The organism is Xanthomonas arboricola pv. juglandis, from assembly GCF_905367715.1.
Taxonomy (GTDB): Bacteria; Pseudomonadota; Gammaproteobacteria; order Xanthomonadales; family Xanthomonadaceae; genus Xanthomonas; species Xanthomonas arboricola.
In genome coordinates this window covers 1,592,109-1,606,936 of record NZ_HG999362.1, presented here as the reverse complement: position 1 = coordinate 1,606,936, position 14,828 = coordinate 1,592,109, and the positions used below count along the sequence as shown (strand labels likewise).

Annotated in this window: 15 protein-coding genes; 2 read left to right on the top strand and 13 right to left on the bottom strand. The window is 65.9% G+C overall.

Annotated features, from left to right (window positions below):
- Positions 1-63 precede the first annotated feature (63 nt).
- The 3 genes from KHN93_RS06825 to KHN93_RS06815 all read right to left on the bottom strand — a co-directional run bounded on the left by KHN93_RS06825 (position 64) and on the right by KHN93_RS06815 (position 2,452).
- Entirely contained in the window at positions 64-1,104 is a 1,041-nt protein-coding gene (locus KHN93_RS06825; RefSeq protein WP_415917061.1) for an NAD(P)/FAD-dependent oxidoreductase, read from the bottom strand.
- A 15-nt stretch (positions 1,105-1,119) separates the two neighbouring features.
- Complete coding sequence (locus tag KHN93_RS06820) at positions 1,120-1,803, bottom strand: DsbA family oxidoreductase (RefSeq protein WP_104594876.1); 684 nt, start codon at positions 1,801-1,803, stop codon at positions 1,120-1,122.
- Positions 1,804-1,954: 151 nt separating this feature from the next.
- Positions 1,955-2,452: a CYTH domain-containing protein gene (locus KHN93_RS06815; RefSeq protein ID WP_024938027.1), complete on the bottom strand. Its 498-nt coding sequence runs from the start codon at positions 2,450-2,452 to the stop codon at positions 1,955-1,957.
- 95 nt (positions 2,453-2,547) lie between these two features.
- Here KHN93_RS06815 and KHN93_RS06810 point away from each other — a divergent pair, with 95 nt between their 5' ends.
- A complete protein-coding gene (locus KHN93_RS06810) occupies positions 2,548-3,195 on the top strand; it encodes a hypothetical protein (RefSeq protein WP_039528422.1) in 648 nt (215 codons plus the stop codon).
- A gap of 69 nt (positions 3,196-3,264) precedes the next feature.
- Here the strand turns inward: KHN93_RS06810 and rlmD are convergent, their stop codons facing one another.
- Positions 3,265-4,596 carry a 23S rRNA (uracil(1939)-C(5))-methyltransferase RlmD gene (gene rlmD / locus KHN93_RS06805; protein ID WP_212579306.1) on the bottom strand — a complete coding sequence of 444 codons (1,332 nt, stop codon included), beginning with the start codon at positions 4,594-4,596 and terminating at the stop codon, positions 3,265-3,267.
- Between the two features lie 157 nt (positions 4,597-4,753).
- Here rlmD and KHN93_RS06800 point away from each other — a divergent pair, with 157 nt between their 5' ends.
- The gene (locus KHN93_RS06800; protein WP_039511488.1) at positions 4,754-5,476 is read left to right on the top strand and encodes a response regulator; all 723 of its coding nucleotides are present in this window, start codon (positions 4,754-4,756) and stop codon (positions 5,474-5,476) included.
- A 148-nt stretch (positions 5,477-5,624) separates the two neighbouring features.
- On the opposite strand, the gene recO is transcribed toward KHN93_RS06800, so the two are convergent.
- The 9 genes from recO to rpoE all read right to left on the bottom strand — a co-directional run bounded on the left by recO (position 5,625) and on the right by rpoE (position 14,657).
- On the bottom strand, positions 5,625-6,347 hold the full coding sequence (gene recO / locus KHN93_RS06795; RefSeq protein ID WP_104594878.1) for a DNA repair protein RecO: 723 nt from the start codon (positions 6,345-6,347) through the stop codon (positions 5,625-5,627).
- A gap of 252 nt (positions 6,348-6,599) precedes the next feature.
- Positions 6,600-7,499: a GTPase Era gene (gene era / locus KHN93_RS06790; protein ID WP_024938032.1), complete on the bottom strand. Its 900-nt coding sequence runs from the start codon at positions 7,497-7,499 to the stop codon at positions 6,600-6,602.
- Positions 7,496-8,176, bottom strand: coding sequence for a ribonuclease III (gene rnc / locus KHN93_RS06785; protein WP_212579305.1), 681 nt, complete (start codon positions 8,174-8,176; stop codon positions 7,496-7,498). Before rnc ends, era begins: the two co-directional genes overlap by 4 nt.
- A complete protein-coding gene (locus tag KHN93_RS06780) occupies positions 8,166-8,573 on the bottom strand; it encodes a DUF4845 domain-containing protein (protein WP_104594879.1) in 408 nt (135 codons plus the stop codon). Before KHN93_RS06780 ends, rnc begins: the two co-directional genes overlap by 11 nt.
- Positions 8,573-9,373, bottom strand: coding sequence for a signal peptidase I (lepB, locus tag KHN93_RS06775; RefSeq protein ID WP_011036465.1), 801 nt, complete (start codon positions 9,371-9,373; stop codon positions 8,573-8,575). The genes KHN93_RS06780 and lepB overlap by 1 nt, the downstream gene beginning before the upstream one ends.
- Before the next feature lie 104 nt (positions 9,374-9,477).
- Positions 9,478-11,268 (bottom strand): translation elongation factor 4, encoded by a 1,791-nt coding sequence (gene lepA / locus KHN93_RS06770; RefSeq protein WP_024938035.1) that lies wholly within the window; start codon positions 11,266-11,268, stop codon positions 9,478-9,480.
- Positions 11,269-11,456: 188 nt separating this feature from the next.
- Positions 11,457-13,037, bottom strand: coding sequence for a DegQ family serine endoprotease (locus KHN93_RS06765; RefSeq protein ID WP_212579304.1), 1,581 nt, complete (start codon positions 13,035-13,037; stop codon positions 11,457-11,459).
- A 109-nt stretch (positions 13,038-13,146) separates the two neighbouring features.
- Positions 13,147-14,040, bottom strand: a complete 894-nt coding sequence (locus KHN93_RS06760; RefSeq protein WP_212579303.1) for a sigma-E factor negative regulatory protein — start codon at positions 14,038-14,040, stop codon at positions 13,147-13,149.
- The gene (gene rpoE / locus KHN93_RS06755; RefSeq protein ID WP_016903799.1) at positions 14,037-14,657 is read right to left on the bottom strand and encodes an RNA polymerase sigma factor RpoE; all 621 of its coding nucleotides are present in this window, start codon (positions 14,655-14,657) and stop codon (positions 14,037-14,039) included. Before rpoE ends, KHN93_RS06760 begins: the two co-directional genes overlap by 4 nt.
- Positions 14,658-14,828: the final 171 nt, after the last annotated feature.

Genomic DNA, 14,828 nt, shown 5'->3' with positions numbered 1-14,828 from the left:
GGCGTGCAGACGCGCTCTGCATCGACACGCCAGCGCATATCTCCCGCCGCGCATGCCACCGCATCACTCCTGCCCGCTGCAGGCGGCATCGCCGGCACACACACGCGCAGCCAAGGCCACACCGCTTTGCCAGGCCCCTTCGACCTTGCCACCGGCCAACCAGTCGCCGCAGATGCCGATGCTCAGCGGCGCATCCCAGGCACAGCCGATCTGCAAGGCAGGCTCAGTGCTGGCCACCGTCCAGCGATAGGCATCGCAGGACTGCGGCAGGGGCAGGCCAAGCGCGGCCAAGGCGGGCAACACGCTGGCAATCACCGTTTCAGGCGTTGCGTCCAGATGCGCCCCACTCCAGTCGGCAGTGGCATGCAGCAGCCAGGTTTCCACGCCATCCCTGCCCGGCTTGCTGGCGTTGCGTGCCACCCAGCGCAACGGACCGGTGTTGACGAACAAGGCGTCGTACCCGGGGTCGACCGGCCTGTCGAAACGCAGCACCACCGCCCAGGCCGGTAGCATCCGTGCGTTGGCGGCCGTCGTCGCCAGCGTGGGCGCGCTGTCCGCCAGCAATGCAGCTGCAAGCGGTGCCGGTACCGCCAGCAATACGGTGTCGAAGCAGCAGTTGCGTGTCGTTCCGTCTTCTGCCACCTCCAGTTGCCAGGTGTCGCCACTGCGCTGCAGCGATCGCACAGAGGCGCCCAACCGAACATTCAGGGCCGCCGCCAGCGCACGCGCTGGTGCGGCCATGTCCGGCACCCCGACAAAGCGCGTCAACCCGCCCTGCGACGCACGCATGTCGGCACCATCCCAACTGGCGACGCGCGCAGGCCAGACCGCCGCAACGCCGCGCGCGATCCATGCCTCCACCACTGCGACAAACGCCGGGTCGCGGGCGGTGAAATACTGCGCGCCGTGATCGCACTGCCAGCCAGCGCCGCCACAGCTGCGCATACGTCCGCCGGGCATGTCACCCTGCTCGAACAACGTCACGGTCAATCCCGAAGCCTGCAGCCGTTGCGCGCAGGCAAGTCCTGCCAGCCCGGCGCCGATCACCGCAACCGTCCTCGATGGAGTGGGCCGCGTCATCTCGTCAGCGGCAGGCCGTTGCAACACGCCGCCGGCCGTTCACACCGCGCAGCCGTCCGGCCCGCAGGCATCGGGACCACCGATTGGCGCCGATTCGGCGGCCAGCTGCAACAGTGCCTGCGCAAAGCTCTCCGGCGGCTGCGCACCCTGGATCAGGCTGCGTCCATCGATGACGAAACTGGGCACCGCACGGATTCCCAGCGCAGCGGCCTGCGCCAGTTGCGCCTCGACGGCAACGACGCCTTCGTCGGAGTCCAGCAGCGCGCGCACGCGGGCCTCGTCCAGACCGCCAGCGGACCCGGCAGCCACCAGCGTTTCGGTGGCGCCAACGTTTTGGCCTTCGGCAAAATGCGCATGGAACAGCGCTTCGATCACGGCCTGGACATCGCCCTCGCGGCTGGCCAGCCAGATCAGCCGATGCGCGCGCAATGTGCTGACCTGCACCTGCCCACGCCCGAAATCGAACGGCAGGCCTTCGGCGCGCGCAGTGGCCTGGGTCTGCGTCAGCATCTGTTCCACGCGCGCAGCACCGCCGAACTTTTGCGCCAGCGCATCACGCAGCGGGGTCGGCTCCAGGCCAGCATCTGGGTCCAGCTGGAAGGCGTGGTAATGGATGTCCAGCGCCGGTGCCTGCACACCGAGCGCGGCCACCGCCTGCTCGAAACGGCGCTTGCCGATCCAGCACCAGGGGCAGACCACGTCAGACCAGATATCGATGCGCATGAGCGGGGATTGGAGATTCGTCATTGGGGATTCGCAAAGCATAAACCCAATACCAAGGCAGGGATTGGGGGGGGGCGCAACGCAATCAGCCCAGCTCCGACGCATCGCGTTAGCTTTTACGAATCCCGAATGCCCAATCCCGAATCCCGACCTACAAATCCCCGCTCCAGTGCTTGAACGGGTGCGAGGCCAGCGCCAGGTTGTAGTAGCGCACATCGTCGGTGACTTCGGCGCCGATCCAGTCGGGTTTGGCAAAGGCCTCGTCGGCATCGCCGAGTTCGATTTCGGCCACCACCAGCCCGGCGTTGTCGCCGAGGAATTCGTCCACTTCCCACACATGCCCCTGGTACTGGACCAGATGCCGACGCTTGTCGATCAGACCCCCGACACACAGCGCCAGCAGCGCACGCGCCTCGACCACAGGAATCGGATATTCGAACTCCTGCCGGGTATGCCCCACCTCACGTGATTTCAGATTGAGAAACGCGCTCTCGCCCTGGATGCGCACCCGCACCGATGCGTTCTGCGCACCGCTGCGCAGCGCCGCCTGGTCGTTGATATAGCCCTGCGCCATCGGGATCACCGCATGCGCGGCGCTGCGCCAACCGTCGCCAGTCACGAGAAATTTACGTTCGATTTCAATGCCCATGTCCACAAGTATGGCGGGACCTGCTGAAAAATGCTGGCCGACGCAGCCTCGCGACCTCTACACTCCGCCCCCCTCTCATTCAAGGACAGAACGCCATGACAGGCAGCCGATACTCCACCATGCATATTGCGGCGCTCACTGCCGCATTGGTGTGCGCAACTGCCACAGCCGGCGCTGCTGCAGCCACGGTCTCGCTAGCCCAGGCGCAACAAGCGCTGGATGCGGCCATCGCCGATGACATGGCAGCCGACCCGCAGACGCAGGGCGACGAGCTCATGTCCGCCATGTTTCGTCCGCGCTTGACCGCATTGACCGGCTGCCTGCCGGCTGTCGACGCCAAACCGGAGACGCTCGATTGCATCGTCACCGGCCAGGCCGGGCCCAGCGAAAGACACATGACGCTGCGGTTTGTCCCGAAAGGGAACGCGTGGGCGTTGCAGCACAGCGAGAAGGAAATGGAAGTCGCCGCGCCGGTACCCCCGCAGGATCGCGTGCAGGTGCTCCTGCGCGATGTCATCAGCCAGTTGCTTGTGCAGGAGAACGACGCGGCGATGCGCACGCGCATTCAAGACGCCGCGCGTACGGCGCAAGTCTCCGGTATCGAGCACTGCAAACTGGGCAGGGAGGCGCCAGTGGTCGAGTGCGACGTCATCGTTGAGGCCGAAGGCAAACGCGGCACGCGGCCGATGGCCTTCGCGTTGGTCGACGGGCAGTGGCAGAACGCCGTCGAAAAGAAAGACTAACAGCGGCTGACAAATTACTGCGCAATCGCGAAGCGGGCGACGGGTAACCGACGCCCGGAACATAAAGGCCTAGCGCTCAAACACCGCGATGCTTTCCACATGCGCAGTATGCGGAAACATATCCATCGCGCCGGCGGCCTTGAGCGTGAAGCCCTGCTCGTTGACCAGGTAGCCGGCGTCGCGTGCCAGCGAGCCGGGGTGGCAGCTCACATAGACGATGCGCTCGAATTTTTTCAGCGGCAACTGCTGCAGCACTTCCAGCGCGCCCGAGCGCGGCGGGTCCAGCAGCAGCTTGTCGAAGCCCTGCCGCATCCACGCCGCGTTGCGCTGGTCCTGGGTCAGGTCGGCCGCATGGAACTGCGCATTGGCCAGACCGTTGCGCTGCGCGTTGTCCCTGGCGCGCGCCACCAGCCCGGCATCGCCCTCCACGCCGACCACTTCGCGCACACCGCGCGCCAGCGGCAGGGTGAAATTGCCCAGCCCGCAGAACAGATCCAGCACGCGGTCGTCCGGCCCGGCGTCGAGTAGTGCCAGCGCATGCGCGATCATCTTCTGGTTGAGCGAGGCATTGACCTGGATGAAATCCAGCGGCCGGAATGCTAGCTCCACATCCCACTGCGGCAGGCGGAACGACAGCGGCACCTCCCGCGGCCATAGCGGATGCACGCTCTCCACGCCACCGGGCTGCAGGAAGATCGCAAAGCCCTGCGCCTGCGCGAACGCGGTCAGCGCCTGCAGGTCGCGCTCGCTGAGCGGCTGCAGATGGCGGATGGTCAACACCACCGCATCGTCGCCGGCAATGAATTCGATCTGCGGGATGTCGCGCTTGCCGTCCAGGCCTTCGACCAACGCCGCCAGCTGCGGAATCTTCTCGCCGATCTGCGGGATCACCGTGTGACAGACCGACAGATCGGCCACGAAACGCGGATCCAGCTCGCGAAAGCCCACCAGGGTCTTGTCCTTCTTTTCAACGCGACGGACCGAAAAGCGTCCCTTGCGCCGATAGCCCCAGTTATCGCCGACCAGTGCCGGCAGCACCGCCTGCGGTGTGACGTGGCCGATGCGCTCCAGGTTGTCCATCAGCACGCGCTGCTTGGCCACGATCTGCTGCGACTCGTCCAGATGCTGCAGCACGCAGCCGGCGCAGACGCCGAAATGCGGGCAGCGCGGGGTCACCCGCTGCGGCGATGCCTCCAGCACCTCCACCGTCCTGGCCTCGTCGAAATGCCGGCTGCGCGCGGTGGGTTCGGCCCGCACCAGCTCACCGGGCAAGGCGCCACTGATGAAGGTGACTTTGCCGCCCTCGCCGTCGCGGCGGGCCACGCCGCGCCCGTCGTGGCTGAGGTCGGTGATCGCGGTCTGGAACGGAGTACGGTCGAAGCGGTTTCGGGTTCTGGCCACGTGGCGACGAGCTGCGGGCAAAAAGGGTGCGTATTGTCGCAGATGCGATCGATCGCGACCGCTTCGCGCGATGGAACAATTGTCGCGCCCCGCAAACACAGGCACACTTCCGCTGCACGCGGCTGCTAGGACGCGGCATCGCTGACAAGGAGGCAGCATGAACATGGCGACACGCCAGGAACCCCAACCACGCCTCTTGCTGGTAGAGGACGACCCGATCAGCCGTGGCTTTCTGCAGGCGGTGCTAGAAGGTCTTCCCGCCCATGTGGATTGCGCAGACTCGCTGTCTTCGGCACTGGACCGCGCGCGCGCACGTCGCCACGACCTGTGGCTGATCGACGTCAATCTTCCCGATGGCACCGGCAGCGGCCTGCTGCGCGCTTTGCGCCTGCTGCACCCGGACGTGCCTGCGCTGGCCCACACCGCGGACACCAATATGGCGATGCAACGCAGCCTGCAGTCCGATGGCTTTCTGGAAATGCTGGTGAAGCCACTGACCTCCGAGCGGCTGCTGCAGGCGGTGCGTCGCGGACTGGCGCGCGGCCGCTACAGCGTGGCGCCGGTGGGCGTGGTCGACATCGCCGCCAGCGATTGGGACGAAGCGGCCGCGCTCAGCGCGCTCAACGGCCAGCAACACCATCTCAACGCGCTGCGTGAATTGTTCCTGGCCGAGTTGCCGGGCACCCGCGACGCGGTGGATTCGGCCTTGCAGGTCAGCGACGATCAGGCACTGCGCGGCCATCTGCATCGGCTGCAGGCCAGTTGCGGTTTTGTCGGCGCGGCGCGGCTTGCCGGCGCAGTGCGCCTGCTGCGCGGCGACCCGCATTCCAGCACGGCGCAGACCCAGTTCCATGCGGCGGTGGCTGCACTGCTGCACTGAAGGAGGACTTCAGCGATGTCCCTTGGCCCGGCGCAGCGTTGGCGATCGGAACAGGCGACATTGAGCGCCACGCATGATGATGGGTCCGCATGGAGCCCGACGCGCACCTGGCCACCGCTGCAAGACTAGTTGACCCGCCTTGCGACCCTCAACGCCGCCGCGCCAGATCTTCGAGCATCTCCCAGGATTTTAGCCCGCGCCCACTCAGATGATGCAGCAGCACGCTCCGCATGCTGCGACGCAGGCCCGGCATGTCGTCGGCTGCGGGCATGACATCCTGGCCCAACGCCAGTAGCGCCGCACCGGTGACGGTGTCGCGCCGGTCCTGTGCCATCGCCTCGCTCAGTACGCGCAGCGCGCCCTCCTGCGGATCGAGCCGGTAACGCGCCGCCGGGTCGATCGGCTGGCCGTCGCGGTCGTGCTGCAGATCGAACGCAAAGCCCAGGCCATCGAGCACATCGCGCTCGAACTGGCGCAGCCCCCAGGCCAGCGGCAGGCCGGATGCCAGATGCGCACGCGCCTGTGCATAGCAATCGAACAACTCGGGCACCGGGTCGTTACGCGGCGCCAGACGCAGCAGCAGTTCACTGATATAGAAACCGGCCAGCATTGATTCGCCCGCCAGGCGGGGGGCGGTATCCAGCGCCTCGACCTGACGCAGCTGAGCCAGTTCGCCGCGTTGCACAGCTGTGAACTGGATCAGTTGCAGTGGCTGCAGCGCGGCCCGCAAGGCCTGCTTGCGTGGCCCGTGCACCCCGCGCGCCAATAGCCCGACCCGACCATGCTGCTCGGTCAACACTTCCACCAGCAGGCTGGTCTCGCGCCAGGCCCGCACATGCAGGATGAAACCGCGTTCGTGTTCGATCAGCATGGTCTGTTATGCGGCAGGGGGCGCGATTGCAGGACACAAAGAGCGGCTACCGGCGATGACCGCCGTGAACCACTGCCGGCAGCGCACATGATCACAGCCGTCAATGGCAGCGGCCGCGATGGCCAGGCGCGATCCAGTCCATGGAGACATCGCTTGCATCGCAGCTCCACGCCGTTGCCGGTTTAGACGATCGCATCGACAGGCTGCCAGCACGCCAGCAGCGCTGCGCCGCCCCCGGCATCGACCAGGGCCTCACTCGTACCCGAACGCCTTCAACGCCGCTTCGTCGTCCGACCAGCCTTCGCGCACGCGCACCCAGGTCTCCAGGAATACCTTGGCACCGAACAGGCGCTCCATCTGCAGCCGCGCCTTGCCGCCGATGTCCTTCAGGCGGGTACCGCCCTTGCCGATCACGATCGCCTTCTGACCTTCGCGTTCGACCCAGATCACCGCGCCGATGCGCAGCAGCGCGCCATCTTCGGCAAAGCGTTCGATCTCCACCGTGGTGGCATACGGCAGTTCTTCGCCGAGCTGACGCATCAACTGCTCACGCACCAGTTCCCCGGCCAGAAAACGCTGGCTGCGATCGGTGATCTCGTCCTCGCCGAACATCGCTTCGGCCTCCGGTACCAGCTTGAGCAGGTCGCCGACCAGCGCCTCCAGACCCTTGCGCTTGAGCGCCGACACCGGATGCACCGCAGCGAACGTGCGCCCCTCGCTGACCTGGGCCAGGAACGGAAACAACGCGGTCTTGTCCTTGAGCCGGTCGACCTTGTTGACCACCAGCACCACCGGCACTCCGGCGTCGCTCAGGACCTTGAAGGCCAGGGTGTCTTCGTCGTCCCAGCGGCCGGCTTCGATCACCAGCACTGCCGCGTCCACGCCTTCCAGCGAGCCGCGCGCGGCGCGGTTCATCACCCGGTTCATGGCGCGCTTCTGCTCGCGATGCAGTCCGGGCGTGTCGACCAGCACCAGCTGCCCCTCGGGGAAAGTGGCAATGCCCAGCAACCGATGGCGCGTGGTCTGCGGCCGGTTGGACACGATGCTGACCTTGGCGCCGACCAGGGCATTGGTCAGGGTGGACTTGCCGACATTGGGCCGGCCGATCACCGCAACGCTGCCGCTACGGTGGGGGGAAGAGGTTTCGCTCACGTGTTGGAATCCAGTTGTGCGATGACAAGGGTGGCCGCCTGTTGCTCGGCGAGGCGACGCGAGCTGCCCTGGCCTTCGGCGCGGGCGACGGGCTGTTCCAGGATGCAGGCAACATGAAACCGCTTGGCATGTTCGTCGCCGCTTTCGCTGATCAGCGCGTAGGTGGGCAACGGCAGCTGCCGTGCCTGCAGCCATTCCTGCAGCCGGGTCTTGGGGTCTTTCTCTGCCTTGCCCACCGGCAGCGCCGCCAGCGAGGGCTCGAACCACGGCAGCACCACCGCGCGGCAGCTTTCGAAACCGCAGTCCAGATAGATCGCCGCGACGATCGCCTCGACCGCGTCGGCCAGGATCGAATCGCGTCGATGACCGCCGGATTTCAGTTCGCCCGGCCCCAGCGTCAGCCGCTCGCCCAGATTGAGGGTGCGGCCGATCACTGCCAATGCCCCTTCGCGTACGAGTTCGGCACGCGCGCGGGTCAATGCACCTTCGTCGGCCTTGGGCCAGCGCTGATACAGGGCCTCGGCGACCAGCAGGTTGACGATGCCGTCGCCGAGAAATTCCAGTCGTTCGTTATGCGGTGTCCCGGCGCTGCGGTGCCGCAGCGCCTGGGCGAGCAATCCCGGATCGGCAAACGCATGCCCGATCGGATCGCCGCGCTGGAAAGTCCTATTCGCCACCACGTCCCGTCATGTCCTGGGACGTCTCGAATTTACCGACGACATCCAGATTGCCGATCAATTCGCGGCGAACTTCGTAGTTGACCTTCATGCGCCAGCCACCGTCGACGCGTTCGAACTTGACGTCCTCTTTCTTGACGTTTTCCGAGTAGTTGATGTACAGCCGACGAAAGAACAGATCCTGCAACTTGGAGGGATCCATGTTGGCGCTGTCGGGTTCCTTGGCCAGGCCTTTCATGGCCGTACGCACCGAATAGTATTCCTGGTACATCGGAAACAGCTTCATTCCGATATACAGCGCGAACCCCACCACCGCCAGCACCACCACGAACGACGTCAACGTCATACCGCTTTGCTTGCGCTTCATTGTGCTTCCCCCGGCACGCTGTGCGTGCATTACTGGATTCCGGTCCCGATCCGCGACGGATCGAAACTCCCCTTGCAGAACCACCCTTCGCAATTGAGCCAGATCAGGAACGCCTTGCCGCGCAGGTTGGCTTCCGGCAGGAAGTGCGTCTGGGTCCAGAACCGGCTGTCTTCGCTGTTGTCGCGATTATCCCCCATCACGAAATAGCTGTCCGCCGGCACGGTCCAGTCGCCCTGCCCGGCCGGCATGTTGCGATCGACCCACTCCAGCACCGTGTGGGTGCGGCCCGGCAAATCCTCGACCAGCAGCGTGGTGCCGGTCATCTCGGCGCCCTTGCCCTTGCCGATGTATTCGCCCTTGACCGTGTAGCGCATCGGCTTGTCGTTGATGTACAGCGTATCGCCGTGGAAGCCGATCTTGTCGCCCGGCAGACCCACCACGCGCTTGATCCAGTTCTGGTCCGGCGCATGCGGCGGCTTGAACACCACCACGTCACCGCGCTTGGGCTCGCCGGTCGGGATGAACTTGGTATTGGTGATCGGCAGACGGAAACCGTAAGCGAACTTGTTGACCAGGATGAAATCGCCGATCAGCAGATTGGGCATCATCGAACTGGACGGAATCTTGTACGGCTCGGCCACAAAGCTGCGCAGGATCAACACCACTGCCAGCACCGGAAAGAAGGCGCGCGAGTAGTCGATGATGGCCGGCTCGCTGTCCAGCAGACCGGCGCGTGCCGCGCGGCGCTTGGCCAGGAACAGCTTGTCCAGCAGCCAGATGAAGCCGGTGCCCAGCGTCAACACAACCAGGGCAATTTCAAACCATTTCATTGATGTTCCTTTCGGAAAGGGAATCGAGAATCGAGAATGGGGAATCGGAACAGCAGGAGCGCTTGCGCCCTTACGATTCCCGATTCCCGATTTACCATTCCCAGCTACTTATCCATCTGCAAGACAGCCAGGAAGGCCTCCTGCGGAATCTCCACGCGGCCGACCTGCTTCATGCGCTTCTTGCCTTCCTTCTGCTTTTCGAGCAGCTTCTTCTTGCGCGAAACGTCGCCACCATAGCACTTGGCCAACACGTTCTTGCGCATCGCCTTGACCGTGGAGCGCGAGATGATTTGCGAGCCCACGGCGGCCTGGATCGCCACGTCGAACATCTGCCGCGGGATCAGATCCTTCATCTTTTCGCACAGTTCGCGGCCGCGCCGGTCGGCGTAGCTGCGGTGCACGATGATCGACAGCGCATCGACCTTGTCGCCATTGATCAGCGTATCCACACGCACGAACGGGCCGGCATCGAAACGCAGGAAGTGGTAATCCAGCGAGGCATAACCACGCGAGACCGACTTGAGCTTATCGAAGAAATCCAGCACCACTTCGGCCATCGGCAACTCGTAGCTGATCTGCACCTGGCTGCCCAGGTAGTTGATGCCGATCTGGGTGCCGCGCTTTTCCTCGCACAAGGTGATGATGTTGCCGACGTAATCGGGCGGGGTGAGGATGTTGGCGCGGATGATCGGCTCGCGGATCTCTTCCACGTTGTTGAGCGGCGGCAGCTTGGATGGATTGTCCATCGGGATGATGCTGCCGTCGGTCTTGAGCACCTCGTAGACCACGGTCGGCGCGGTCGAGATCAGGTTGAGGTTGTACTCGCGCTCCAGCCGCTCCTGCACGATCTCCATGTGCAGCATGCCCAGGAAGCCGCAGCGGAAGCCGAAGCCCATCGCTTCGGAGCTTTCCGGCTCGAAGCGCAGCGCCGCATCGTTCAGGCGCAGCTTGTCCAGCGCCTCGCGCAGATCCGGGTAATCCTCGGCATCGACCGGAAACAGGCCGGCGAACACGCGCGGCTGCATTTCCTGGAAACCGGGCAGCGCATGCGGCGCCGGGTCGGCCGCCAGGGTCAGCGTGTCGCCGACCGGTGCGCCATGCACGTCCTTGATCGAGGCGTTGATCCAGCCCACTTCGCCGGCGCCCAGCGCGGCGAGCTCCTTGCGCTTGGGCGTGAACACGCCGACCTTGTCGACCAGATGAGTACGGCCGGTGGACATCACCAGGATCTTGCTGCCCGGCTTGATCTCGCCCTGCATCACGCGCACCAGCGAGACCACGCCCAGGTAGTTGTCGAACCAGGAGTCGATGATCAGCGCCTGCAGCTTGTCGGTGTCGCGGGGCTTGGGCGGCGGAATCCGCTGCACGATCGCTTCCAGCACCAGATCGATGTTCAGACCGGTCTTGGCGCTGACCGCCACCGCGTCTTCGGCGTCAATGCCGATCACCGCTTCGATCTCGGCCTTGGCCCGCTCGATGTCGGCGGTCGGCAGGTCGATCTTGTTGAGCACCGGCACCACTTCCAGGCCCTGCTCCACCGCGGTGTAGCAGTTGGCGACCGACTGCGCTTCCACGCCCTGGGCCGCATCCACCACCAGTAGCGCGCCTTCGCAGGCGGCCAGTGAGCGGCTGACCTCGTAGGAGAAGTCCACATGCCCGGGGGTGTCGATGAAGTTCAGGTGGTAGACCTGCCCGTCCTTGGCCGTATACGGCAAGGACACCGACTGCGCCTTGATGGTGATGCCGCGTTCGCGCTCGATCGGGTTGGAGTCCAGGACCTGGGCCTCCATCTCGCGCGCCTGCAGGCCGCCGCACAGCTGGATGATCCGGTCGGCCAGGGTGGATTTACCGTGGTCGACGTGGGCGATGATGGAGAAGTTGCGGATATTCCGCATTGAATCAGAGGACATTGAGGTGGGCGCCGGCGGTGCCGTCGTCAGGGTAACGCAGCATTATCGCACGGTCGGCCCCTTTGGGGCCGGGGATTGGGGAATCGGGATTCGGGAATCGCAAAAGCCAGGCGGGCTATCGCCTCGCAGAGCCGCTCTTGCCATTCCCGATTCCCGATTCTCCATTCCCTCCGTTAGCCGCCGGCCTTCAGGGCCACATAGCTGGTCGCCTTGCCGTCGGTGACCAGCAGCATGACCACGTCGCCCTTCTTGTAGCTGGACAGGGCGCGGTTGAGGTCGGCGACGCTGCCGACCTTGGTGCGGCCGACGCGGGCGATGACCAGGCCCGGCGACAGCGGCGGTTGGGTGCTGCGTGCGGCCGCGCCGGTCACCGAGGCGATGCGCACGCCCTCGCCGGCTTCCAGGCCCAGGCGGCTGCGCTCGGCAGCGGTGAGATCGGCGACCTGCAGGCCGAGCAGTTCCACGCTGGCCGGAGCGCTGGGCTTGGCGTCATCGGCCGCGGTACGCGGGGCGGCGTTGCCGGCGGGGTTGTCCAGCGTCGTCAGGGTGACGGCCACCTTGCGCGGCTTGCCATCACGCAACACGTCCAGGTTGACCTTGGTGCCCGGCGCCATCAGGCCGATCATCGGCGGCAGATCGCTGGCGACATCGATCGGCTTGCCGTTGACGGCGCGGATCACATCGCCCACCTCGATTCCGGCCTTGGCGGCAGGGCTGCCGGGCGGAATGTCGTTGACCAGCGCGCCGCGCGTATCCGGCAGGCCCAGGCCCTGCGCCTTGAGCGAGTCGATCGGGCCGACCGCCACGCCCAGCATGCCGCGGCTCACATGGCCGGTGGCCTTGATCTGCTCGGCAGCGCTGAAGGCCAGGTCGATCGGGATCGCAAAACTGATCCCCATGTAGCCGCCCGAGGCGGAGAAGATCTGCGAATTGATGCCGACCACCTCGCCGCGCGTGTTGAGCAAGGGGCCGCCGGAGTTGCCCTGGTTGATCGCCACGTCGGTCTGGATGAAGGGCACGTAGCGCTGATCCGCATACGGATTGCTGCGCCCGGTGGCACTGACGATGCCGGCGGTGACAGAGTGATCCAGACCGAACGGCGAGCCGATCGCCACCACCCACTGGCCCGGCTTGAGCGTGTTGGAATCGCCCAGGCGTACCGTCGGCAGGCCCTTGGCCTCGATCTTGAGCAGCGCCACGTCGAACTGCTCGTCGCTGCCGACCACCTTGGCCTTGAACTCGCGGCGGTCGGTCAGCTTGACGGTGACCTCGCTGGCACCATCGACCACATGGTGATTGGTCAGCACATAGCCGTCGGCGGAAATGATGAAGCCCGAGCCCATCGACTTGCCGGCGATGCCGCCATCGTCATCGCCGCCCTGGCCCGGCCCCTGCCGCGGCCCGCCCGGCATCTGGAAATCCGGCCCGAAGAAGCGGCGGAAGAATTCCGGCATCTGCTCGTCGCCGGGCATCGCGCCGCCGTCCTGCCCACCCGGACCACCACGCCGCTGGCGCGCCATGGCGTCCTTGCGGGTGATGGTGGTTTCGATATTGACCACACCCGGGCCGACCTGCTCGACCAGATTGGTGAAGTCCGGCAAGCCGGCCACCAGCTGCGGAGCCGGGGTGGCGCTGCGGTTGGCGGCAATCGGGGCAACATCCTTGGCCGCGGGCGCGGACTGCTGCGCGCAGGCGGCCAGCGGCAGGGTCATGGCGATCAGGCCGAACATCTGGGTACGAATGCGGTGGTTCATCAGGTTGCCTCCGATGGCAGGGCGACAGGGGCCAAAGCCCCTGCCTCTGCAGGGGTCCGGCACGATAACGGGAGGGAGGGCGCCGAACGGATGAAGATCGGCGGCGGCATCAATCCTGCGGCGGCTGCACCGGCAGCGGCCGGTTGGGCGCAGGGCTGGCAACGCCCTGCGGCGCAGGCTCGAATGGATAGAACGCGGTGCCCTGTCCGCCTTGGCGGAAGCTGGCATTAAGCGGACTCTCACCGGCGCCGGACAGCGCCGCGCGCGGCCATGGGCGTGCCTGCAGGGTGGTATCCGGATGCGTGAACGGATTCGATGGCGCCGCCGCACTGGCCGTGGCCGTCGTCGCAGCGGGAGCAGCGGACGCCAGCATGCGGGTTGGCGCCTGCTGCTGACGCGAAGCGACGCTGCGGGCGACCTGCTGGTTGCGTGTGGCCGCGCCACGGCGCGTGGATGCCAGCGCGGCGGCCGGCACCGCTGCGGCCAGCGCAGCCACCTCGTCGGGAGCGGCCGGGCCGGGCTGGGCCGGAGCCTTCGGTGCTGCGGGCGTGGCTGGGGCCGCCTGCGTGGCCGCCGGCAGCTGCGCCGTCGTGGCGAACACCGGGACCTGCGCAGACGGCGGCACCGTTTCGGGCAGGCGCTCGCGCGCCATGAACAGGGCGATCGCCGCGACCGAAGCCGCGATCGCTGCGCCACCACCCCAGCGCCAGCGCGTGGCCGCGCGCGTGACTGGCTGCGCCTGCGGCACGGGCTCGTCGGCAATGGCGCTGCGCACGCGCGCGGCAAAATCCAGCGGTGCCGGCGCGCTGGCCGCGCCGCGCAGCACATCACCGCACAGCTGCCAACGCTCGTGGCAGCCGGCCAGTTCCTCGTCGTGGGCCAGGCGGCGCAGCAGGAAGCGCGACTCGTCGGCGCTCAATTCGCCATCCACCAGCGCAGACAGCTGCTGACGGTAGTGACGCTCGAACTTGTCGGTGGTGGACATGGCAGGGTTATGACTCATACACGGTGTCGCTCACGGGTAGCGCTTTCGGTCTCCAACAGAGGCCGCAGCTCGATGTCGATGGCCTCGCGCGCCCGGAAGATGCGCGAGCGCACCGTTCCGATCGGGCAATCCATCTTTCGCGCGATTTCGTCGTAGCTCAGCCCTTCCACCTCGCGCAGGGTGATGGCTGACCGAAGTTCTTCCGGCAGGGCTTGGACCGCACGCATCACCGTTTGTTCCAGTTCCTGTCGCATCAATTCGCGCTCCGGGGTGTCGGTATCGCGCAGGCGGGTGGCACCATCGAACTGTTCGGCATCGCTGATCTCGATATCGTCGGTGGGCGGACGGCGGTTGTGCGCAACCAGATGGTTCTTGGCAGTGTTGACGGCAATGCGGTGCAACCAGGTATAGAACTGCGAGTCGCCGCGGAAACTGTTGATCGCGCGGTAGGCGCGCACAAACGTATCCTGGGCCACGTCCTGGCACTCGCTCCAGTCGGCGATGTAGCGCCCGATCAACGCAACGATGCGGTGCTGGTATTTGCGCACCAGCACATCGAACGCTGCGCTCTCGCCGCGCTGCACGCGCCGGACCAGTTCCAGGTCCAGCTCCTGAGGTGTATCGACTTCGGCCATGTCGGGCCGCACTCCTGTCAGCCCACCGAAGTCGGGCAATGAGACAACCATTGAAAAGAAAAGTTCATACCGATCCGTACGATCGTCACGCATCAGACTAGCTGCACCGATGCGCCACTGGCGACGCCTCGCACGAGGCGCGCGCCGCCCTGCCGACAGGTATGGGTATTT

What these genes read in the sequence shown, in the direction of transcription:
- KHN93_RS06820 (WP_104594876.1), bottom strand. Translation starts at nt 1,803, where the DNA reads ATGCGCATCGATATCTGGTCTGACGTGGTCTGCCCCTGGTGCTGGATC.
- lepA (WP_024938035.1), bottom strand. Translation starts at nt 11,268, where the DNA reads ATGCGGAATATCCGCAACTTCTCCATCATCGCCCACGTCGACCACGGT.
- KHN93_RS06810 (WP_039528422.1), top strand. Translation starts at nt 2,548, where the DNA reads ATGACAGGCAGCCGATACTCCACCATGCATATTGCGGCGCTCACTGCC.
- KHN93_RS06780 (WP_104594879.1), bottom strand. Translation starts at nt 8,573, where the DNA reads ATGCACGCACAGCGTGCCGGGGGAAGCACAATGAAGCGCAAGCAAAGC.
- KHN93_RS06760 (WP_212579303.1), bottom strand. Translation starts at nt 14,040, where the DNA reads ATGAGTCATAACCCTGCCATGTCCACCACCGACAAGTTCGAGCGTCAC.
- lepB (WP_011036465.1), bottom strand. Translation starts at nt 9,373, where the DNA reads ATGAAATGGTTTGAAATTGCCCTGGTTGTGTTGACGCTGGGCACCGGC.
- KHN93_RS06800 (WP_039511488.1), top strand. Translation starts at nt 4,754, where the DNA reads ATGAACATGGCGACACGCCAGGAACCCCAACCACGCCTCTTGCTGGTA.
- rpoE (WP_016903799.1), bottom strand. Translation starts at nt 14,657, where the DNA reads ATGGCCGAAGTCGATACACCTCAGGAGCTGGACCTGGAACTGGTCCGG.
- recO (WP_104594878.1), bottom strand. Translation starts at nt 6,347, where the DNA reads ATGCTGATCGAACACGAACGCGGTTTCATCCTGCATGTGCGGGCCTGG.
- KHN93_RS06765 (WP_212579304.1), bottom strand. Translation starts at nt 13,037, where the DNA reads ATGAACCACCGCATTCGTACCCAGATGTTCGGCCTGATCGCCATGACC.
- KHN93_RS06815 (WP_024938027.1), bottom strand. Translation starts at nt 2,452, where the DNA reads ATGGGCATTGAAATCGAACGTAAATTTCTCGTGACTGGCGACGGTTGG.